Source organism: Gordonia sp. YC-XJ4 (genome assembly GCF_059511865.1).
The window spans coordinates 3,866,963-3,887,690 of record NZ_CM183447.1 but is presented as its reverse complement, the minus strand read 5'-3'; the positions used below and the strand labels follow the sequence as shown (position 1 = coordinate 3,887,690).

Here is a 20,728-nt window from a genome sequence, read left to right as displayed (position 1 = left end):
TGTGCGCCACGGAGATTCCGCCACGAGGAGGTCGGCGCATGGGACAGTTGATGTACACCACCAGCATGTCCCTCGACGGCTACGTCGCCGACGCCGATGGCGATTTCGGTTGGGGTGCTCCGGATGCGGAGATCTTCGACATGCATGTTGATCGGATGGCGGAGACCTCCGCAGAGGTGTTGGGCCGCAAGACCTATGACCTGATGCGGTATTGGGAGAGCCCTCCGGAGGACGGGAGCTGGACGGCTGCAGAACATGAGTTCGCCCGCCGATGGCAGACGATCGAGAAAGTGGTCGTGTCGACGACGATGAGTCCCGACGATCTCTCCTCCGATCGCTCGCGGTTGGTACGAGAGCTCGACACCGCAGAACTACGGCAGCTCACCGAGAGCGCTCCTGGCTCGGTCGAGATCTTCGGGCCGACCACCGCGGCTACTGCAATCCGCGCCGGAATGGTCTCCGGTTTCCGGCTGTTCGTCGTCCCCGTGATCGTCGGAGGGGGACTGCGTGCCCTGCCCGCGGACGCTGCCCTCGACCTTCGGCTCATCGAGCAGCGGACCTTCGCCAACGGCACCGTCTATCTGCATTACGCCCCTAGGTGAGGGTGCGCTGGGCATCGCTATCTGCCGCTCATTCCTCTCACCGAATTGCTCGCTCCTTCCCCCCGGATGTTCGGCCCTTCCCCCCGATGGTCGAGGTGCGAGCCGCGTGCGGCGAGCCTCGAGACCGCTTGCGCCGGTGCTGGTTCGGTTCCACGGGTGGTGGGGATACTCATCGGCGAGAGGGGTCTCGAGGCTCGTCGCTATCGCTCCTCGGCACCTCGACCATCGGATGGGAAGGCCCGGAGCGTCATTCGAACGCTTCCCCCCGATGGTCGAGGTGTGAGCCGCGTGCGGCGAGCCTCGAGACCCTGGTGAGATGGCAAGTATCGCAACCACATCCACGAACCACTCGACGTAATCGAGCACCCGGTCGACGAAGTTTAACGCCCAGTCGACGCAATAGAGCGCCCAGTCGAAGCGCCCGAAAAAGTTGTCCACAGATTTCCCGAGCCGCGCGATCGCCGGGCCGGTTTTGTCGGTACCCCTTCGTACACTTGTTCTCATCACGTCCGATCGCGGGAGGGGAGGTACCTGGTGTCGACGACGTTGACGTTCACAGACCCGGATGCCGACGCCGCCGCGATCACAGCCATGTCGCGCGATGAGCTCACCGAGACCGGCCCGGACCTGCTACGCGAGTCCCGCAAACATGAAGCGCGCGCGGTCCTGGCAGCCGCCGCGCTGGCGGAGCGGGTGTATCGCGAGCGTTTGGCGGGCCAGTCCGAGGTCGAGGTGTGGGGCTCGGTGATCGAGCACGCCGACAAACTCGCACGCGCTGAAGTGTCTCTGCAGTTCAAGATCTCCCGCAGTAAGGCCGGCAACTGGATTGCTCTGGCGGATCTGTTGGAGAAGTTCCCCCTCATCTGTGCCGCCTATCTGAACGGTGAACTGTCCACCAATCGGGCCTCGATCATGGCGCGCGCCGCCCAGCGTGGCGGGGACATCGACGTGGACACCGACACCGACACCGACAGCAACGACGCCGGTGACGAGTCCGAGATGTCGTTCGAAGAGATCGTCCTGGACTACGGGTCCCGCGCCACCACCGACCCGGTTCTGGCGCAACAACTCGACGCTGCGTTGATTTCAATGAACCCCGACAGTGTCACCGAGGAACGCGAAGACATCGCCGACCTGGTGGGACACGTGACCATCACCCCCGATGTTGCGGGGCACTCCTCTCTGGATGCGGTTGTTCCCGCCCATTACGGGGTGTTTCTCACGACGCAGATCAACGCCCTCATCGATGAACGGACCTGCCGTAAGGACCCGCGTCGAGTGGGGTCGCTGCGGGTGATCGCACTCGGGGAGATCACCGGCGTCCCGGGGGCGCACCTCGACTGCGAATGCGGACAAGATGATTGCCCAAAACGAGGTGGCGGCACCGACAGCAACGGGTCGGCCGAAACACCCTCTGACGCCGAGGATGCGGCAGCGTGGGACGACCTGATGCCCGAACCCGCTGACGCGGATGCGCCTGAAGTCGAGGACATCGAAGCTTCCAGTGCGCCGGCCCCTTCCAATGCGCGGGCACAGGAACCTGTCGATGTGGTGGAGCCGGTCGTCGAACCCGACATCCCCGATCCCATGGATGAGCCCACCCCGGATGAGGTTCCGGTGGCGTTCGGACGTGCCTTGGTTGTGCCCGGCGCACCTGTGTTGACGGTGTTGAAGGACCCTGACGGGATTCTCGTGCCCCGGTTGCAGGGATACGGGCCGATCGACCCCGACTACGCGGCCACCCTGTCCGAGGTCGCGAAGACCATCCATTACCCCGAATCCGTGCGCACGGCTGGACCGTTGATCCCACAGATCTCCGACCGCGCACAGGCCCCGCCGGCCGACCCCACCGGACACGGAGGTCACACCGTGCCACCACCTGGGGCATTGACCTATGCACCCAGCGCCACCTTGCGCGCTGAGGTGTTGGCCAACGACCCCTGGTGCCGATACCCCTACTGCGGCATGCCCTCACACCTGTGCGACCTCGATCATTGGCGGCCGTTCAACCACACCGACCCCGAGGCCGGGGGCTGGACGGTGCTCGGTGATCTGATCCCGCTGTGTCGGGCCGATCATCAACGCAAACATCTCGCCGAGTGGGTGCCAACGCTCTACACCGATCGGCGGGTGGAGTGGCGGAGTCGGCGGAGTGGGCAGGTGATTGTCACCTATCCGCGGTGACGGTCGCTTTTGCTGTGGGGTGGAACCAGCTGTGGCTCAACGGGTCTCGAGGCTCCTCGCTGGCGCTCGTCGCACCTCGACCACCAGACAAAGGGCACCTCGACCATCGAGGGTAAGAAGGGCGTCATCGGGGGCGAGGTCCTCGACAGGTGATCAGCCGGGCGGTCGGCCCGCCGCGATCTGCACGAGCGCGCGGACACTGACGTCGCGGGCGCGGCGGCGGGATTCGGCGAGCGGATTGTCGGAGGGCACGAGTAGACGTAAACCATTGTGGTGGCTGCGGAATCGCAGCGGCGTGGTGAGTTCGAGGGCTTCTCCGTCGACGCCCGCATAGGCGGTACCGCCAGCCGAGGAGACCTCGAAGGTCGGGGTGGTGAACTCGTGCCAGTGCGGGCTGGTCTTACGCAACCCGACGGCCGACAGGGCGACCAGTGTGGCCGCTTCGGCGCCGGTCCGCGGCGAGACGGCGACGACGCCGAGGAGGCCGGTATCCATCCGTCGTCGTTCACCGGCGTCGAGAAGCGCGCCGGAGTACGGGTTGTTGGATACCAGGATCAGGAACGCGCCGTCCTCCGCAGTGCCGTCGGCCGAGGTGAATTGCAGGTCGAAGGGTTCTGCGGTGTTGCCGAGGAGTTCGGGCAGCAGCGCCGCGGTGGTTTGTGTCTTGTCGTCGCGGTAGGAGTCCTGCTGCACGATCGTTGCGTACACGCCGAGCGAGACGTTGTTGACGAACAGACGTCCGTTGACGGTGGCGTAATCGACGCGGCGGATCACGCCGTCGGTGAAGGCTCGCACGTTGCGCCGCGGGTCGGACCGATCGAGCCCGAGATCCAGGGCGAAATGGTTGCGGGTGCCCGCGCTGACGCAGACGAACGGCAGGTCGTGCTCGATCGCGATGGCGGCGACGAGCGCCTGCGAACCGTCACCGCCGGCCATCCCCAGACAGTCCGCGCCGCGTGCCACCGCGTCGCGTGCGAGTTGTTCGAGGTCGTCGTCGGGTCCCAGGACGACGGTCTCGACACCGATCCGGTGTGCTGCCTCGACGAGTTCGAACCGATCGACCTTGCCGCCACCGGATTTCGGGTTGCAGATCAGAACCGGATGCCGGGGCCGCCACGGCGCGTGCATCAGATCCAGCTCGTGCAGATGCGGCGTCAGGGCGTAACGGGCCGAGACGACGGCGATCACCCCGAGCGCGACGGCGACGAACAGGTGCACGACAAAAGCGCCGGAATCAACGACGGCCAGCACCAACGCACTGACGAGCGCTGCGACCCCGAGCACCCCGACACCGATACCGACGCCGCGTCGGACCCCGCGTTCGGTGATCGCCCACCATGCGCCGAGGGCTGCGACGGCCAGACCCGCCACGCCGAGCACGAAATGCAGACCGCTGTTGACCAGGAACACCAGGATCGCCACCAGGAGTCCGGCCGCGGCCAGCAACGCGACGACGGCACTGATCCGTCGCTGACGGCTCACGGGGAGTCGGGGTCGGAGGTGATCAGAGCGCAGATCTCGGCGTAGCGCAGCAGAAAACGCTTCTCGTCGAGACGTTTACGGCGCATCCACGAGGTGACCTCGGTATTGCACTTACCCGCGTTGCACGACCGGCAACTCGGCACCACATTACCGGCGGTGTACCGGCCGCCCCGGGAAATGGCGAGAACGCAATCCTTCTGTAGCGCAACGCCATCAGCCTCGCAGTAGGCGCATCCACCCCACAGTGAGACCAACTGCTCCCACTGCTTGGGGGTGAGGTCATGGGTGACCGCGTCCATTCTGCGCCGACGACGTTTCGCGTAGCGGCGGGCACGGGTGCGGTTGGCGGGCACGACGATCAGGGTAGGCCATCACCGGGTCTCATGCGCTGAGGCCGGCCGGCACGAGACCACTCGGGGTGTACTTCTCGCGCCGGATGTTGCGCGCGGGCATGCGTCGGCGTTTGCATGCCTTCACCCCGGCGTCCACCATCGCCGGCGGGCCACACAGGTAGGCGACGTACCCGCGCAGCGATGCGAAGTCGTCGAGCACTGCGTCACCCACGTAGCCGGTACGCCCGTCCCACTCGGATCGGCTCAGACACGGGACATAGGTGAGCCCGCGGTGGCGCTCGGCGACCTCCCGCCAGAACTGCTGATGGTAGAGGTCGGCCTCGTGGCGGACCCCGTGGTATAGATGGATCTCGCGGTCGGGATCGTCGGTGAGAGCCTGCACCGCAATCGATGTCAGAGGTGCCAGTCCGGTGCCTCCCGCGAGCAACAGCATCGGTGTCTCGGGCTCGTCGGCGTCGGGCTCGTAGGCGAAGTCACCCCACGGACCGCGCATCTCGAGTTCGTGGCCGACATCGAGACCGCCGAAGATCCAGCCGTCGGTCGCCACACCACCGGGGACCCGGCGGATCTGGAACTCCAGCCTGCTCGCCGACGCCGGGGGATTGGCCATCGAGTACTGACGCCACTCGCCGGTTCCCGGAACCGCGATCTCCATGTACTGACCCGCCGAGAAGTCCAGTGGCTCATCGATATCCACGAGCACGGTGACCGTGTCGTGAGCCACGGTCTCGATGCCGTGCACGGTCCCGACCACATCGCGCAGTCGGTGCCGAGGGCCGGTCTGTTCGGGCGCTTCCACCTCGATCGTGGTGTCCGAGCGCGGACGCGACTGACACGCCAGGACGAATCCACGCGCCTGATCGTCGGCGCCGAGCACCGTCTCCGGGACCTCGGGAGCATCGACGGTGCCCGAACACAAGCGCACCTTGCATGTTCCGCACGTCCCCTGATTGCACGAATTGGGCAGATAGACGCCGTTACGCAGGAAGGCGTCGAGCAGTGGCTGATTTTCGGTGCAGGTCACGCTCGCCGACGCGGCACCCACGACGTCGACGCGGTGGGCTTGCGAGCCGGTCGTATCAGAAGCAGCCATCGCCCTCACGCCTCCCACGTGACGCGCAGCGAGGTCGGTCCGCGGAACCCCCAGCCCCAGAACTCGACGTCGGAATCGGTGTCGCGCTCCAGATTCGGAATCGATTCGAAGAGTTCCTCCAGACCGATCCGGCACACCTGATTGGCGAAATAGATCCCCGCGCACGCGTGATTACCGGCCCCGAAAGCCAAGTGCGGCAACGGTGGACGGGTGATGTCGTACTCCGAGGGCGCGGTGTACACAGCGGTGTCGTGGTTGGCCGAGCCGTAGGACATGAGCACGACGGTGCCCGCGGGCAGCGCCACCCCGGCGACCTCGACGTCGGCGGTGCTGATGCGCGCGGTCGCCGACCAGATCGGCGAGGTCCAGCGCATCCCCTCGGAGATGGCCCGGGGGATCAGTCCGGGTTCGTCGACGACCTGCTCCATCTGATCCGGTCGGGTGAACAGTCCGACCAGCGTGGAGGCCATCGCGTGACCGGGCTCCTGCATGGCGCCGAGCAGGTAGACGAACAGGGTCGGGTAGATGTAGTCGCGGTCGCGGGTCTGCCCGTCGGGCATGCCGTCGTGCAACCAGTGGGAGATGGCGCTGTCGTCGGGGTGGGTGATCCAGCGGTCGATCATCGGGTCGACGATCGCGCGGATCTCGGCCTTGGCCTCATCACCCTCGTCGAAGCCTTCGGGGTTGGTGAACTCGCCGTTCTCATCGACGCCGGCATTGGTGAACGACCGGGACAGCTTGTGGAACCACTCGCGCAGTGTGTCCGAGCCGACCTCGCGCAGTCCGAGGAGGTCGCCGAGCGCCCGCACACTGACCGGTTCGCAGTACTGGGCGACGAGTTCGGCGTGGCCGTCGTCCTCGAACGTCTCGAGGAACCGGCGTGCGATCGGCCGGACCAGATCATCGATCCACCGATCGACCTCTTGCGGCTGCAATGCCGGGTCGACCATCGACCGCAGGTCGTCGTGGATTTCCCCGTTGACGCCGATGACCGCGGGGTGCCCGAAGGTCCGCCCGCCGGCCTTGGTGATGATCGCCTCGAAGTGCTCGCTGGTGGCGATCTCCCGGCAGATGTCGGTGGTGGTGGCGACGTACGAGCCGAGGACGGGGATGTAGGCCAACGGGCGCTCGGCACGTAGCCGCTCGTACACCGGGTACGGGTTGCGCTCGAGCTCGGTCATGGTGATCTCGTCGATCCAGCTCGGTGCCGGAGTGGGGTCGGACGGGGTGGGTGTTTCGGTGATCGTCATGGCGTACTCCTCTGGTCGGTGGCAGGCAATCGGAACTGCTCTGGCCCGAGACGGTAGGGCCGATCGGGAGCGGCCTCGACACCGATTGCGCGGGGGAGACACCGAATGCGCGATCAGGTTGTGATCGATATCGCATCAGGTGGCCGATGTGAGGTAGACAAGATCCAGGCCGGCGCAGCCCGCCGGCCGGGCCGACGAAAGAACCGCCACCCGAATGTTCACCGAACACACGTCCACCGGGCACTCGTCAACCGGGCACGGGGCACCGGATGGGGAGACCCGGGACTGGGACGCCGCGCACCGTGCCGTCGCCGATGCGTACTTCCCGCACGAACTCACCGACCTCGACGGCACCGGAGACGTCGCGCTGTCACTGCGGACCGTCGAACTCGGCGGCGTGACGATCGGTCGACTGACCTGGGGTACCGACGTCGCGATCACCTGCGCCTATCCGGGGGCCTACGAGGTCAACATCCCGATGTCGGGACGACTGCACTCCCGACACGAAACGCGTGAGGTGGTCTCGACCCCCGGACGAGCGACGGTCTTCGTCGCCGACCGCGAGTCGCAGATCACCCGGTGGACCGCTGACTGCGACGTGATCGGCGTCAAGTTCGATGCCGATCACCTCGAACGCGAAGCCGACCGCATCCACGTCGGTGCCGTACGCCGACGCCTCGTCCTGCCCGACCAGATCGACGTCGCGACCGACGCCGGGCGATCGTGGCTCGACCTCGTCGCGGCGTTGTCCGCGCAACATCGCGAACCCGTCGACCTGCTCGCCAATCCACTGGTCGGGCCGCAACTGGCGGGCGCGGTGACCGCGGCGTTCCTGCTCACGGTGGCGCCCGATCCCGTCGACGCGGCACATCCACTGCGACCGCGCACCGTCAAACGGGTCCTCGACGCCCTGCACGCCGACCCGGCGCGACCGTGGACACTCGCCGAGATGGCAGCGCTCGCGCAGACCAGCGTGCGTCGTCTGCAGGAGGCCTTCGCCGAATACGTCGGCGCGACGCCGACCGCGGCCTTGCGTGACATCCGATTGGCGCACGCGCACAACGACATCGAGAGCGGAGCGGGCACGATCTCCGACATCGCGGCGCGGTGGGGCTTCAGCAACGCGAGCCGCTTCGCCGCGGCCTATCGTCGGCGGTACGGGGATCGGCCGTCGGAAGTGCTGCGCAGGTGACCGCGCGCCGACGGCCATTGCGGAACGATCGGCGAGCCCCCGATGTGTGGATACAGTGACCTGTGTCGTACATTGAAGCAGATCATATATTTGATACAGACAGAGGTGCACACCGATGGACATGACCTGGTCGGATGACGACATCGCCTTTCGCGACGAGGTGCGTGAGTTCCTCGACGCCGAACTGACCCCGGAGCTGCGCGCCGCCGGTCGACTGCGCACCAGCGTGTACACCGATCACGAGGCGTCGATGGAGTGGCAGGCGATCCTGCACAAGCGTGGATGGGCCGCGCCGGCGTGGCCGGTCGAGCACGGCGGCTGCGACTGGTCGCTGACCCAGCACTACATCTTCAGCCGCGAATCGGTGCTGGCCGGTGCGCCCGCGCTGTCCCCCATGGGAATCCGCATGGTCGCCCACGCGATCATCGCCTTCGGCACCCCCGAGCAGAAGGCGTTCTACCTGCCCGGCATCCTCACCGGCGACGTCTTCTTCTGTCAGGGCTACTCCGAACCGGAATCCGGCAGCGACCTCGCGTCGCTGTCGATGTCGGCGGTCTCCGACGGAGACGATCTCGTGTGCACCGGCAGCAAGATCTGGACAACCCATGCCGCCGAGGCCAATTGGATGTTCTGCCTGGTTCGTACCTCACGCACCGGCAAGAAACAGGAGGGCATCACCTTCCTGCTGATCGACATGAACTCCCCGGGCATCGAGGTGCAGCCGCTGGTGATGGCCTCGGGTGAGCAGGTGCAGGCGCAGGTGTTCTTCGACGAGGTGCGGGTGCCCAAGAAGAACGTCCTCGGCGCGATCGACGACGGCTGGACGGTCGCGAAGTATCTGCTGGTGTTCGAGCGCGGTGGTGGCGCGGCCGCGCCGGCACTACAGGTGATGGTGGAAAACCTCACCGATCACGCGTCGACGGTCACCGGGCCGTCGGGGGTGCCGCTGGCCGATGAGCCGGCGTTCGCCGCCAAGCTCGCCGATCTGCGCACGCGCGCAAAGGTTCTCGAGGTGCTCGAATATCGCGCGCTCGCGGAGATGAGTGCCGGACGCAACCCGGGCGCGATCTCGTCGATGCTCAAGATCCTCTCGACCGAGCTGAGCCAGCAGATCACCACGCTCGGCGTGGAGGCGGCGGGCCCCCGCGGACGGGCATATCAGCCGCACGCCGCCGCACCGGGCGGGCCGATCGCCGACTTCGTGCCGCCGGCCGACGGATACGTCAGCGGGCAGGCGTGGCAGGCGGTGGCGCCGCTGCTCTACCTCAACGACCGTGCCGGCTCGATCTACGCGGGCAGCAACGAGATCCAGCGCAACATCCTCGCCAAGGCCGCCCTGGGCCTGCCCCAGTACTGACCGGAAAGGTATCTCCCACCATGGATTTCGATCTCACCGCCGAACAGCAACTGCTCTCCGACGGGCTCACCCGCTTTCTCGATTCCCGCTACGACCTCACCGAGAGCCGCAAGGTCGCCAAGGTCGGTGACGGATGGCAACCACAGATCTGGCGCGCCTTTGCCGACGAACTCGGCGTCATCGGTGCCTGCCTGCCCTCGACGGTCGGCGGTGACGACGGCGGCCCCGAGGAGCTGATGGTCGTCACCGAGGCGCTCGGCCGCGCCCTCGTCGTCGAACCGTTCGTCGACACGGTGGTCCTCGGCGCCGGTCTGCTCGCGCGTACCGGACACGACGGTGCACTCGAGGTTGCGCGGTCGGTGACCGCGGGCGAGACCCTCGTGGCCACCGCCGCGCTCGAGGACACCTCGGGCGGACGGCTGCACCACGTGACCACCCGCGCCGAGGAATCCGACGGCGGCTGGGTTCTCCACGGCGCCAAGGCCGTTGTCACCACCGCCCCGATCGCCGATCAGCTGATCCTCACCGCGCGGATCTCCGGCGACGACGACGACCGCGACGGCATCGGCCTGTTCCTGATCCCGCTCGGCGACGCCACGCCGGCCGGACTGACCCAGCACGAGTTCCGCACCGTCGACGACCGCCGTGCCGCCGACCTCACCCTCGACGGCGTGCAGGTGGGCGGCGACGCATTGATCGCCCGCGGTGCCGACGCGCTCGCGCTACTCGAACGCGCATGGGACACCGCCACCGCCGCGGTGGTCTCCGAAGCGGTCGGGTTGATGCGCAAGGTGCTCGCCGACACCGTTGCCTACACCACCCAGCGTCAGCAGTTCGGGCGCCCGCTCGCCGGCTTCCAGGCATTGGCGCACCGCATGGTCGACATGTACATCGAACTCGAACAGGCGGTTGCCGCACAGTATCTGGCGATCCTGTCGCTCGACGCCGAACCCGCCGAGCGGGCTGCGGCGGTGTCGGCGGCCAAGGCCACGATCAGCCGGGCCGCACGATTCATCGGCCAGAACTCGGTGCAGCTGCACGGCGGGATGGGCATGACCGAGGAACTCGCGATCGGACACTACTTCCGGCGACTGACCGTCATCGAGTACGAATTCGGTTCGGCCGACGCTCATCTGGCGAGGGTCGAGAAACTCGCCCGGGCCTGAGCGAACTCGGCCTCGATCTCGGCCCGACCCAGCACCGGGTCGGTGCCGGGCACATGTGTCGGCTCGGTGTGGGTGGCGCTCGTCCCGCCGGCCACCCGGCGGCGGGCCGCGGTGAACTCCGGAAGCTCGCCGATGCCGGCGTGGGCGGCATTGAGCAGTGACCACACCGCGCTGCGCCGGGCGCGGCGCTCGACGGGATGGGGTGGGGAATGCATGACCAGTTGCGCCGCCCACCGGGGTAGGGTGTCGCGAATCGCCCAGTCGACCGCAGCCGCAGCGGGATTGGGCACGTTGGTGCCGGTCGCCATCGCCGCCCCGTAGGTCACCGCCAGGCGCGGCAGATACGACCGCAGGCACTCGAGGGTCTCGGCCTTGGTGGTCGGGAGGTCGGTGCCTCCGAGCGCATGACCGACCCGGATGAACTCGCCGTAATAGCGATCGAGGTCGGCACCGCGCAGCGGCCGCGGATGGTAGATCTCGTGTGCCGTCGCCAATCCCCACACCACGGTGGCGTAATTCCAGCGCAACCACTCGGGATCGTCGGCGTCGTAGGTGGCGCCGTCGGGACGAGTGCCCTTGATCGTGTGATGCATGGCGCGGACCGTGCGCGCCAGTCGTTCGGCGGTCTCGGTGCTGCCGTAGGCGGTACCGATGAAGAAGGCGACCGAGTGTCCCAAGCGAACGGATGCACCCTCGGGATCGATCCGGGGCAGTGCGGCCGGGTCGTCGGAGCGTTCCACCAGCCGGGAGTGGTGCATCCCCATCCAGTAGATGCTCGGGTCGAGGCGCTCCAGATAAGACGCGCACTGCAACCCGAAGACGAGGGCAGGCGTGTGCGAGTGGACATACCAGGTGGCGCTGTCCGGACCGAACCATCCCGGATCGCCGGCCGGCTCCTCGAACTCCATGCCCCGGAAGAACTTTGCGCGGATGTTCGCGTCGAAGAAGCCGGTGAGCCAGTCGCCGACCCACTGGTGCGGCAGGGTCGGCAACGGCAGGGTCGGCAGCGGCAGTGATCCCAGGCCGCTGCGGGGCAGCCTGATCGCGGACGGAGTCTTCATCGTCTCTCCCTGCGCTCGTGGTGGTGCGCGACCGGACAAATTCTGGCCACGCATGTACCCAGACTACGGTCTGGTCACACCTGTGACCAGACCTTTCGTGATCTCGCCACGCGCCGTACGGTGAGACGATGTCGAACACGACCCGATGGGCCGGGGTGTCGTTGAGCGATCGGCGTACCGAACGACGGGCGCTGCTGATCGCCGCGGCTTACGACCTGCTGGGTACCGACCTGCTCGGTCACGACCCGTCGGCGCTGTCGGTGCGGGCGCTGTGCCGCGCGAGCGGCCTCAACTCCCGCTACTTCTACGAGAGTTTCGCCGACGTCGACGAGTTACTCGGCGAGCTCTACGACGAGGTTGCCGCCGACCTCGCGGGTGTGGTCGCCGCGGCGATCGAGTGCGCCGGCCGATCGGTGCGATCGCGCACCGCGGCGGGTATCCGCGCCGTGCTCGGTCATGCCGGCGACGATCCACGGCGCGGCGCGATCCTGTTCACCCATGCCCGCGCCAACCCGGTGCTCGCCGCCCGTCGCGTGGCGACCGAGGAACTCCTCATGTCGTCCGTCCTGGCCGAAACCGTTCGGCGCCAAGGGGATCGGACGTCACGTCCGAGGGCCGATCAGGTCGGGGCGGTGATGTTCGCCGGTGCGATGGCCGAGCTGGCACGGCAGTGGCTGGGCGGTCATCTGGGGTCGGATCTCGACGTCGTCGTCGACGCGGCGACCGCCTTCGTCCTGCGATCGGCACCCGCCCGTACCTGATCGGTGGTGGGGGTCGCGAGCACCTCGCGCAGCAGCATCACACGCACCGGTGCGAGGCCGGCCACCGACACCGCGATCACGGTCAACGAAATCCACAGCAGCGCACCGCTGGCCAGCAGCAACAACTGCAGTGTCCAGGACGGGGCGGTCAGCGATTCCGACGCCAGCTGGCGTGCCCACAGGCGCCAATAGATCATCAGATTCACCGTGAGCCCGACGACGTAGGAGATGCCGAACGACACCAGATACGGACGCCACGTTCCGTCGCGAAGCCGCGCCGAGAGCGATTCGTGTCGCAGCGGCGCGACCACGGAGAGCACGTTGCCCACACCGAGCCAGACGAGCACCATGACGACGAACTGGTCGATCATCGCCGCGAGGTCGAGATCGGTGGTGACGGCGAGGTAGGCGAGGATGGGTACGGCCGCTATCGCGACCCCTATCAGGATCATCAGGTTCTTGGCGACCAGGATTCGCCACAGACGTTCGCCGGCCCGGATGTCGGTCCACACCCGTGCGGCGTCGAAGCACAAGGCGTTGGTGCACACCACACTCCCGACGACGCCACCGAAGACATACAGGGTCAGCGACCCGGCCTTCTCGTAGGTCGCCCATCCCACCGATCGATAGACGACCACCAACGACAGGCTGATCGCGAGGGTGATGACCACGCGGATCAGCACCGCGTGCGGTCGGGCGCGCAGCGCTCGCGCCACCTCGTTCGCGGTGCGCCGCAACAGCGCTCGGGTGGCGGTGACGACGAGTCGGACGGTCTCCCGGCGATCACTGGAGCGGGCGGGCGAGGAGTCGGCGAGCGCGGCGTCGGAGAGCGCGGCGTCGGCGTAGGTGAGATCCAGACGTGCGCGCCGTATCGCGTCGTCGGCGAGTTGGAACCGCAGTGCGTCATCGGGTTCCGAGACGGCGGCCAACTGCTCGGCCAAGCGCGCCGCGTCGGTGGCCAGAGCGGCGATCTCGGTGGACAGCGAGTCCCCGGTGGCGCTGGAGTTCATGCCGACCATCTGATCACCCGGACCCACCGGGGTGCACGGCAGGCCGTCGAATCGGATGTGGGGATCAGGGGAAGGGCAGGCCTCCCGTGCCGCCGCCGGTGCCACCGTTTCCGTTGCCGTTGCTGGGCACCGTGGTCTGCGCATTGTCCACGGCACTGCCGAGTTTCACGGTGACCGTGTGTTCCTGGCCGCCGCTGGACACGGTGATGGGTACCGTGGAGCCGGGTTCGTGGGTGAGGATCTGGGCCATCAGGTCGGCGTAGCTGGTCACACGTTGATCGCCCACCTTGGTGATGACGTCACCGGATTTGATGCCGGCGGCCGCGGCCGCACCGTCCCCGCTCACCGCGGTCACCTGGGCGCCCTCGACGTCGGCGGCGTTGGTTTCGGCCAGCGAACCGGTCACCCCCAGCACGGGCTTGGTCGCGTGGCCGTCGGCAAGCAACTCGTTGGCGACGCGCCGAGCCGTGTTGATGGGGATGGCGAAACCCAGACCGAAGGCCTGGACGCCGCCCTGGGATGCCTGGCCGGTGTCGACCGCCGAGTTCACCCCGATCACCTGGCCGGACAGATTGACCAGCGGCCCACCGGAGTTGCCGGGATTGATCGGCGTATCGGTCTGGAGTCCGTTGTAGACCGCGACCTGCGAACCCTGCTCATCGCCTGCGGTCACGGTGCGCGAGAGATTGCTGATGATGCCGGAGGTCACCGTGTTGGACAGATTCTCCGGGCTGCCGACCGCGACGACCTGCTGCCCGACCTGCAGGCCGTCCGAATTGCCGAGTGTTGCCGGGGTCAACCCGGACGCGTTCTGCAGTTTGATCACCGCCAGGTCGTAGGACGGTGAGGTACCCACGACCGAGGCCTGGTAGGTCTTCTGGTCGGCGGTGGTGACCTGGATCGCCGAGGTGCCACCAGCTCCGGCGATCACGTGGTTGTTGGTCAGGATGTAGCCGTCGGGGGAGAGCACGATGCCACTGCCGACCGCGGTGCCCTGGCTGCCGGCGACCTCGATGTCGGCGGTGAACTTCGACGCCGCCTGCGCGGCATAAGTGATGGAACCCGGCTGGGCGGGGGCGGCTGTGGTCGCGGCCGGGGTGGCGAGTTGGGGTGCCGCCGAGGTGCTGTGATCGACGAGCGCGCTTCCGCCGAGAGCGACTGCGCCGCCGAGCAATCCCGCGATGACCGCCGTCGCGATGATCGGTTTCATCGACGACCGACGTGCGGTGGCTCCGGCGGGTATCGGCGTGGTGGTGGAGGGGCCGGTGGTGGAGGGGCCGGTGGGGTAGTGGCCACCCGGGTGGTGCCCAGAAGGCTCGTATCCTCCGGTCGCGTACGGGCCGGACGGAGGTGGGGTGTAGCCGGGGGTCGGGCCCCACCCTCCGGCGGGCTGGCCGTACGGGTGGGTTGCGCCGGCGGGCACATGCGGTGGCGGGCTCACCGGCGCGGTGGGCGTCTCTGGGGTGCTCTCGCCCGGAACGTGGTTGTCGGGATGGCGATCTGTGGTCACCAGACCACGTTGCCCAAGGTCACTGAGAGCAATCCGAGAGGATTGTGTGGAATTGGCTGTCAATTCACTGTCGAGGCGCCCACCGTTGTCGGTGGGCGCCTCGACGTCCCGATGTACCGATGTGGCGGCCGCTGCGGCTACTTCACCTCACCGCGCAGGATGCGCAGCACGCCGAAGAACAGCGGGATACCGATCCACACGATTCCGGAGACGACGAGCTTGGCCCATTCGCCACCGCTCGCCCACTGCTCGGATTGGAAGGGCGCGTTGGTCATTCCGGTATCGACCCAGGCTCCGAGATGGTCGTGGAACCACGGCACCAGCTGGCTGACGAGGGTCAGCGCGGTCGGCAGCACGAAGTAGGCGACGATCGCGCCGGGAGTGTTCAGGATGAGCGCGGCGAAGCCGAATCCGAGGAGCAGCCCGAACAGTTGCAGCACAAAGGAGTTCACCAGTCCCGCAGCGGTGAACGACCATGCTCCGGCCGGATCGGCGAAGGCGAGACCGGCGATCACGTTGCCCACCGCCCCGAGCGCGAGGGCGAGGCCGACGGCGATCACCGAGGCGATCAGTGCGGTCAGTAGTTTCGCGACGATGATCCGTTCGCGACGCGGTTCCATCGTGAACGTCGTCAACGCCGAGCGCTGACTCCATTCACCGGTGACCAACAGGATTGCCATCACCGGCAGGATGATGCCCAGCGGGATGTTCATCATGCCGAAGAACTGGCCGAAGGTGAGGTTGGTCAGACTGTTGCGGTTGGCGATCAGCATCGCCACCACGACGACCACCGACAGCACGCCGATGGATGCGGCCAACCAGAATCCGGCGCGGGTGTCGACGAGTTTGCGGAGTTCGACCCGGACCAGGCGGGTCATCGGAATGCCGGCGGTGCGCGTCGGCGCGGACGCGGCCGGGGCAACGGTGAGGGTGGTCATCAGAATGCTCCTGCGGTCATCGGTTGTTCGCGTTGGGTGGAGGCGGTCAGTTCGAGGAACATCTCCTCGAGTTTGGCGCCGTCGCCGGCGCGCAACTCCGTGAGCACGATGGCGTTCGCCGCGGCGACCCGCCCCACCTCCTCGGGGGCGGCGTCGGTGGACAGTCCGCCGCCGGACTGCGGCTGCGCGCTGATGCCCGAGGCGTCGAGCGCGTCGGCAAGGGCCCGGTCGTCGAGCGAGCGCACCGTGGTTCCGGTGCCTGCGAGCAACTCGGCCTTGGTGCCCTGCGCGACGATGCGTCCGTTGCCGATGACGACGAGGTCGTCGGCGACGATCTCGATCTCGTGCAGCAGATGCGAGGACAGCAACACGGTGCCGCCACGATCGGCGTAGCCGCGCAGCAGGCTGCGCATCCAGTGGATGCCCGCCGGGTCGAGGCCGTTGGCGGGTTCGTCGAGGATCAACACCCGCGGATCGCCCATGAGCGCGTTGGCGATTCCGAGTCGCTGCCGCATACCGAGGGAATAGTTGCGGACCCGCCGGCCGGCTTCCTGCGGTGTCAGGCTGACCAGTTCGAGCATCTCATCGACCCGGGTGCGGGGCACCCCGATGGTCATCGCGGTCAGGCGCAGGATCTCCTCGCCGGTGCGTCCGGCGTGCTGTGCGGACGCGTCGAGGAGTACGCCGACCTCGGTGGCGGGATTGGGGATGTCGCGATAGGCCTGCCCGTCGATCGTCACCGAGCCCGACGTCGCCGGGGTCAGTCCGGTCATCACCCGCATGGTGGTGGACTTGCCCGCCCCGTTCGGTCCGAGGAAGCCGGTCACCTGCCCCGGGCGGCACGCGAACGACACGTTGTCGACGGCGACGTACTCGCCGTAGCGCTTGCTGAGGTTCTCCACTGTGATCATGGAGATCATCGTTGCCGCACCGGGCGGGTCTGCACATCGGGCGCGAGGATGGACCCGATCTACGACGAAAGTCTGATACCGCCTGGCCGTCGGGTGCAGGCGGCTGGGGGATCACCCCCACTACGGTGAGGGGGTGCGTCCCGAGGATTATCAGCCGCCGCTGAATTGGTGGAGCCATACGTGGCGTCTGCTGCTGATGCTGGCGATCTCCGCGGTGGCGATGATCGGACGCACCGATCATGTGGGCGCTCATGTGATCTGGTGGCTGACCCTCGATCTGGCCCTCGGTGTGATGTGCTTCGTCGCGACCTGGTGGCGCCGAACCCATCCGGTTCTGGTGTGTACGTTGACCAACCTGGCCGCAATGGTGTCGGTCAGTTCCTCGGGAGCCGGGGCGTTGGCGCTGGTCTCGTTGTCCACTCGACGGCGGTGGCGTGAGATCGCGCCGCAGATCGTGCTGGGAATCGCGTGTAGTGCGGTCGCAGACGAGTTCGTCTATCGACCCGATCCGAGTGAGTCACCGTTGGTGCGATACTCGTTCATCGTCGCGATCACCGCGGTACTGGTGGCGTGGGGTATGTACATCGGGTCGCGGCGCGAACTGCTCGCGAGTTGGCGCTCGCGGGCCATGCTGGCCGAGCAGGAGCAGCAGGCGAAGGTCGCCCAGGCCCGATCGGTCGAGCGGGCGCGGATCGCGCGGGAGATGCATGACGTTCTGGCGCACCGTATCTCGACGGTGAGCATGTATGCCGGGGCGTTGGCCTACCGTGCCGATCTGACGCCGGAGCAGGTGCACGACACCGCGTCGACGATCGAGGAGAACTCGCGACTGGCCCTCACCGAATTACGCGAGGTACTCGGGGTGCTGCGCGAGGGCCCCGGTGATGCCGACCCGGAACAGCCGCAGGCCGGCCGCGACGACGTGGACGACCTCGTCGAGCAGAGCCGCGCGGCGGGTATGCGCGTCAGCTATGTGCGCACCGACGACCTGCAGACGGTCGCGGCCACCACCGCACGGACCCTGTATCGCTGTCTGCAGGAGGGTTTGACCAACGCACGCAAGCACGCACCGGCGTCGGCGGTGACCGTGCGCGTCGAACCCGGACGCTCGGGCGGGATCGACCTGCTGGTGGCCAATCCGCTGCCGATCGGCGACCGGTCACCGACGCTGCCGCCGTCGGGTCTGGGGCTGATCGGGTTGGGCGAACGTGTGGAGTTGAGCGGTGGACGGTACTCGACGACCCGCACCGACGACGGGATGTTCATCCTGCACGTCTGGCTGCCGCCGGCCGTGACGACCAGAGACGACCCGACCAGAGACGACCCGAGAACATGATGATCAGGGTGACGGAGACACGAGGAGGTGGCCGGTGGTCGCACGGGTGATGATCGTCGACGACGATCCGTTGGTGCGGTCGGGACTGAAGTTGCTGCTCGGCGGCGAACCGGGCTTGTCGATAGCCGCGGAGGCGGCCAACGGCAGCGCGGCGCTCGACGCGCACCGCAGCGACCCGGTCGATCTGGTGTTGATGGATCTGCGGATGCCGGTGATGGACGGGATCGCGGCCACCACCGCCCTGAAGGCTGCCGAGCCGGCCCCCGCGGTCATCGTGCTGACGACCTTCGACGCCGACGACTACGTGGTGCGGGCACTGGCGGTCGGTGCCGACGGATTCCTGTTGAAGGACACACCACCGCAGGAGATCGTGGCGGCCATCGGCAATGTCCTCGAGGGACAGCCCGCGCTGAGTCCATCGGTGACCGCGGCGCTGATCAAACAGGTCGTCGACTCCGGGCAGCGGTCGGGGTCGGCCGTGGCCCGCGAGGGCATCGCGCGACTGACCGAGCGGGAACGCGAGGTGGCGATCGCGTTGGCCAAGGGAGCGTCGAATGCCGAGATCGGAACCGAGCTCTACATGAGTGTGGCCACCGTCAAGGCGCACATCTCGCACATCTTCAGCAAACTCGGCGCCGCCAATCGTGTGCAGGTGGCGATCGCCGTCCACGACGCCGGTCTGGTCTGAACCTCTTCTCACACAGCCTGTTCGACCATGTGCGGCGGCTCGGCCGCTGCGCCGGCGGCGAGGAACGCGCACACCGCGATCGCCGCGCAGGCCAGCATGACGATCGCCAGGGGGCCGGCGGTCTCCGGTCCGGCGACGCTCACCAAGGGCGACACCAGCGCACCGAGCCCGAACTGCAGGGCGCCCAGTACCGCCGATGCGGCGCCGGCGTTGGTGCCGACGGACGACATGGCCAGGGCGGTGGCGTTGCCGAAGACCAGGCCCAGACTCGAGACCATCACGAACAATGGCACCGCCAGCCAGGCCGGCGGTGCGCCGGTCACCACCAGCAGCGCGAAACCGATGGTGGCGGTGGACATCACGCTGATCCCGACGGCGACGAGCCCGCGTACCGCGCGGGTGGCGACCAGACGCGCGGCCAGGGCGCTGACGGCCATCAGGCCCGCCGCGTTGACCCCGAACGCCAGCCCGTACACGCCGCTGGAGAGCCCCATCATGTCCTGATAGACGAACGGCGACGCCGAGATGTAGGCCATCATCACCGCGAAGGAGAACGCAAAAGTGCCGCTGTAGCCCAGGAATCCGAGCCGGCGCAGCTCGCGGGTCGATCCCGGGTGGTCGGCGCGGCGGCGTACGAGCCGGCGATCTCGGGGCAGGGTCTCGGTGATGACGCAGGCGATCGAGACGAGCATGACGACCGAGATCGCGAGGACCACACCGAGGATTCCGCGCCACCCGATCGGATCGACGAGGAACCCGCCGAGCAGCGGCGCGAGCACCGGCGCCACCCCGCCGACGATCATCATCAGCGAGAACGCCCGGGCGGCTGCGCGTCCGGTCGCGAGGTCGGAGATGATCGCGCGGCCGATCACCATGCCCGCAGCACCACCGAATCCCTGCAGGAACCGGGCGGCGACGAGCACACCGACCGTGGGGGCGAGCGCGGCGAGCACGCCGGAGGCCACACACAGCAGTGCCCCGGCCAGCAGTGGACCCCGACGGCCGAATCGATCCGAGAGTGGACCGAAGGCGAGCTGGCCGGCGGTGATACCGATCAGGAAGGCGGTGAGCGTCAACTGGATTGCGGTCGCCCCGGTGCCCAGATCGCCGGTCATCTCCGGGAAGGCCGGCAGATACAGGTCGGTGGCGAACGGAGCCACCGCCGACAGCAGGGCCAGGACGAGCAGGACCGGTCGGGTGACACCGGGGTGGGTGAGGTCGGGTTGGGTGATGCCGCTGTGTTCGGCTGCGATCCCGGGTGGTGTCGACGACGTCATATGGTTATGGGAACATACCCATATGCCGCCTGTCGAACGCACTCCGAGGTCACGAGCAGCACTCCTCGTCGAGATCGCCGACGTGGTGCTGCGAGTGGCACGCGAGGTCGAGCCCCGCGGGCCGCACGGTCCGTCCGGCGTGGTGCCTCTCAACGGCAGCGAGGCCGCGGTGATGCGGTGGGTGCACCGTCACCCCGGCGGCACCCCGGCTCAGGGTGCCACCGCAACAAGGTTGCAGCGCAGCAACTTCAGCGTCGCCATGCGCTCCCTCGAGGACAAGGCGATGATCGTCCGGGAACCCGATCCCGGCGATGCCCGCTCGGTGCGGCTGTATCCGACCGACCTCGCCCTCGACAGCATCGCCCGACTCCACGAGTTCTGGGCACACACGATGTCCGCGGCCCTGGAGGCGGAGACGTCGGCCGGTGCGCAGCCGATCGAGCTCGACCGGCTGCGGACCACCCTCGAGGTGCTCTGCGCACTCGACGAGGGATTGCCGCGGGCGCGGTGATCGAATCCATCGCGGTCATCGAACCGATCGCGGTGGCGAAGTCGGG

Annotated in this window: 19 protein-coding genes; 9 read left to right on the top strand and 10 right to left on the bottom strand. The window is 67.7% G+C overall.

What is annotated here, in order from left to right:
• The first annotated feature begins 38 nt into the window (after positions 1 to 38).
• Together AC5ZH6_RS17385 and AC5ZH6_RS17380 are read left to right on the top strand one after the other, a co-directional pair.
• A complete protein-coding gene (locus AC5ZH6_RS17385) occupies positions 39 to 602 on the top strand; it encodes a dihydrofolate reductase family protein (RefSeq protein WP_014360663.1) in 564 nt (187 codons plus the stop codon).
• A 534-nt stretch (positions 603 to 1,136) separates the two neighbouring features.
• Complete coding sequence (locus AC5ZH6_RS17380) at positions 1,137 to 2,786, top strand: HNH endonuclease signature motif containing protein (protein WP_265076694.1); 1,650 nt, start codon at positions 1,137 to 1,139, stop codon at positions 2,784 to 2,786.
• A gap of 153 nt (positions 2,787 to 2,939) precedes the next feature.
• On the opposite strand, the gene AC5ZH6_RS17375 is transcribed toward AC5ZH6_RS17380, so the two are convergent.
• Genes AC5ZH6_RS17375 through AC5ZH6_RS17360 form a run of 4 tightly spaced genes read right to left on the bottom strand, consistent with a single transcriptional unit; the run spans position 2,940 to position 6,964 of the window.
• Positions 2,940 to 4,268: a diacylglycerol/lipid kinase family protein gene (locus tag AC5ZH6_RS17375; RefSeq protein ID WP_094600805.1), complete on the bottom strand. Its 1,329-nt coding sequence runs from the start codon at positions 4,266 to 4,268 to the stop codon at positions 2,940 to 2,942.
• Positions 4,265 to 4,621: an HNH endonuclease gene (locus AC5ZH6_RS17370; protein WP_094600804.1), complete on the bottom strand. Its 357-nt coding sequence runs from the start codon at positions 4,619 to 4,621 to the stop codon at positions 4,265 to 4,267. The genes AC5ZH6_RS17375 and AC5ZH6_RS17370 overlap by 4 nt, the downstream gene beginning before the upstream one ends.
• Positions 4,622 to 4,649: 28 nt before the next feature.
• Positions 4,650 to 5,714: a 2Fe-2S iron-sulfur cluster-binding protein gene (locus AC5ZH6_RS17365; RefSeq protein WP_496167575.1), complete on the bottom strand. Its 1,065-nt coding sequence runs from the start codon at positions 5,712 to 5,714 to the stop codon at positions 4,650 to 4,652.
• A 5-nt stretch (positions 5,715 to 5,719) separates the two neighbouring features.
• The gene (locus AC5ZH6_RS17360) at positions 5,720 to 6,964 is read right to left on the bottom strand and encodes a cytochrome P450 (protein ID WP_094600802.1); all 1,245 of its coding nucleotides are present in this window, start codon (positions 6,962 to 6,964) and stop codon (positions 5,720 to 5,722) included.
• Positions 6,965 to 7,178: 214 nt separating this feature from the next.
• Between AC5ZH6_RS17360 and AC5ZH6_RS17355 the strand changes: the two genes are divergently transcribed.
• The 3 genes from AC5ZH6_RS17355 to AC5ZH6_RS17345 all read left to right on the top strand — a co-directional run bounded on the left by AC5ZH6_RS17355 (position 7,179) and on the right by AC5ZH6_RS17345 (position 10,679).
• Positions 7,179 to 8,156, top strand: a complete 978-nt coding sequence (locus AC5ZH6_RS17355; RefSeq protein ID WP_094600801.1) for an AraC family transcriptional regulator — start codon at positions 7,179 to 7,181, stop codon at positions 8,154 to 8,156.
• Positions 8,157 to 8,271: 115 nt separating this feature from the next.
• Positions 8,272 to 9,513 carry an acyl-CoA dehydrogenase family protein gene (locus AC5ZH6_RS17350; protein ID WP_014360657.1) on the top strand — a complete coding sequence of 414 codons (1,242 nt, stop codon included), beginning with the start codon at positions 8,272 to 8,274 and terminating at the stop codon, positions 9,511 to 9,513.
• A 20-nt stretch (positions 9,514 to 9,533) separates the two neighbouring features.
• Positions 9,534 to 10,679 (top strand): acyl-CoA dehydrogenase family protein, encoded by a 1,146-nt coding sequence (locus AC5ZH6_RS17345; protein WP_094600800.1) that lies wholly within the window; start codon positions 9,534 to 9,536, stop codon positions 10,677 to 10,679.
• Here the strand turns inward: AC5ZH6_RS17345 and AC5ZH6_RS17340 are convergent.
• Positions 10,643 to 11,740, bottom strand: coding sequence for an oxygenase MpaB family protein (locus tag AC5ZH6_RS17340; protein WP_205741420.1), 1,098 nt, complete (start codon positions 11,738 to 11,740; stop codon positions 10,643 to 10,645). The genes AC5ZH6_RS17345 and AC5ZH6_RS17340 overlap by 37 nt on opposite strands.
• 128 nt (positions 11,741 to 11,868) lie before the next feature.
• Between AC5ZH6_RS17340 and AC5ZH6_RS17335 the strand changes: the two genes are divergently transcribed.
• A complete protein-coding gene (locus AC5ZH6_RS17335; RefSeq protein WP_020170687.1) occupies positions 11,869 to 12,501 on the top strand; it encodes a TetR/AcrR family transcriptional regulator in 633 nt (210 codons plus the stop codon).
• On the opposite strand, the gene AC5ZH6_RS17330 is transcribed toward AC5ZH6_RS17335, so the two are convergent.
• The 4 genes from AC5ZH6_RS17330 to AC5ZH6_RS17315 form a co-directional block, all read right to left on the bottom strand.
• On the bottom strand, positions 12,423 to 13,511 hold the full coding sequence (locus AC5ZH6_RS17330; protein ID WP_231386640.1) for a hypothetical protein: 1,089 nt from the start codon (positions 13,509 to 13,511) through the stop codon (positions 12,423 to 12,425). The two genes, AC5ZH6_RS17335 and AC5ZH6_RS17330, sit on opposite strands and share 79 nt — an antisense overlap.
• A gap of 64 nt (positions 13,512 to 13,575) precedes the next feature.
• Positions 13,576 to 15,021: a S1C family serine protease gene (locus AC5ZH6_RS17325; RefSeq protein ID WP_240523963.1), complete on the bottom strand. Its 1,446-nt coding sequence runs from the start codon at positions 15,019 to 15,021 to the stop codon at positions 13,576 to 13,578.
• Between the two features lie 137 nt (positions 15,022 to 15,158).
• Positions 15,159 to 15,959 (bottom strand): ABC transporter permease, encoded by an 801-nt coding sequence (locus AC5ZH6_RS17320; RefSeq protein ID WP_014360651.1) that lies wholly within the window; start codon positions 15,957 to 15,959, stop codon positions 15,159 to 15,161.
• A complete protein-coding gene (locus AC5ZH6_RS17315) occupies positions 15,959 to 16,879 on the bottom strand; it encodes an ABC transporter ATP-binding protein (protein ID WP_020170690.1) in 921 nt (306 codons plus the stop codon). Before AC5ZH6_RS17315 ends, AC5ZH6_RS17320 begins: the two co-directional genes overlap by 1 nt.
• Positions 16,880 to 17,003: 124 nt before the next feature.
• On the opposite strand from AC5ZH6_RS17315, the gene AC5ZH6_RS17310 reads away from it, so the two are divergent.
• Both AC5ZH6_RS17310 and AC5ZH6_RS17305 read left to right on the top strand, forming a co-directional pair.
• Entirely contained in the window at positions 17,004 to 18,206 is a 1,203-nt protein-coding gene (locus AC5ZH6_RS17310) for a sensor histidine kinase (protein WP_006367688.1), read from the top strand.
• Between the two features lie 34 nt (positions 18,207 to 18,240).
• The gene (locus tag AC5ZH6_RS17305; protein ID WP_020170691.1) at positions 18,241 to 18,894 is read left to right on the top strand and encodes a response regulator; all 654 of its coding nucleotides are present in this window, start codon (positions 18,241 to 18,243) and stop codon (positions 18,892 to 18,894) included.
• Between the two features lie 8 nt (positions 18,895 to 18,902).
• Here AC5ZH6_RS17305 and AC5ZH6_RS17300 read toward each other — a convergent pair whose 3' ends face one another.
• Positions 18,903 to 20,171 carry a multidrug effflux MFS transporter gene (locus tag AC5ZH6_RS17300; protein ID WP_094600798.1) on the bottom strand — a complete coding sequence of 423 codons (1,269 nt, stop codon included), beginning with the start codon at positions 20,169 to 20,171 and terminating at the stop codon, positions 18,903 to 18,905.
• A gap of 22 nt (positions 20,172 to 20,193) precedes the next feature.
• Here AC5ZH6_RS17300 and AC5ZH6_RS17295 point away from each other — a divergent pair, with 22 nt between their 5' ends.
• A complete protein-coding gene (locus tag AC5ZH6_RS17295) occupies positions 20,194 to 20,682 on the top strand; it encodes a MarR family winged helix-turn-helix transcriptional regulator (protein ID WP_014360646.1) in 489 nt (162 codons plus the stop codon).
• Positions 20,683 to 20,728: the final 46 nt, after the last annotated feature.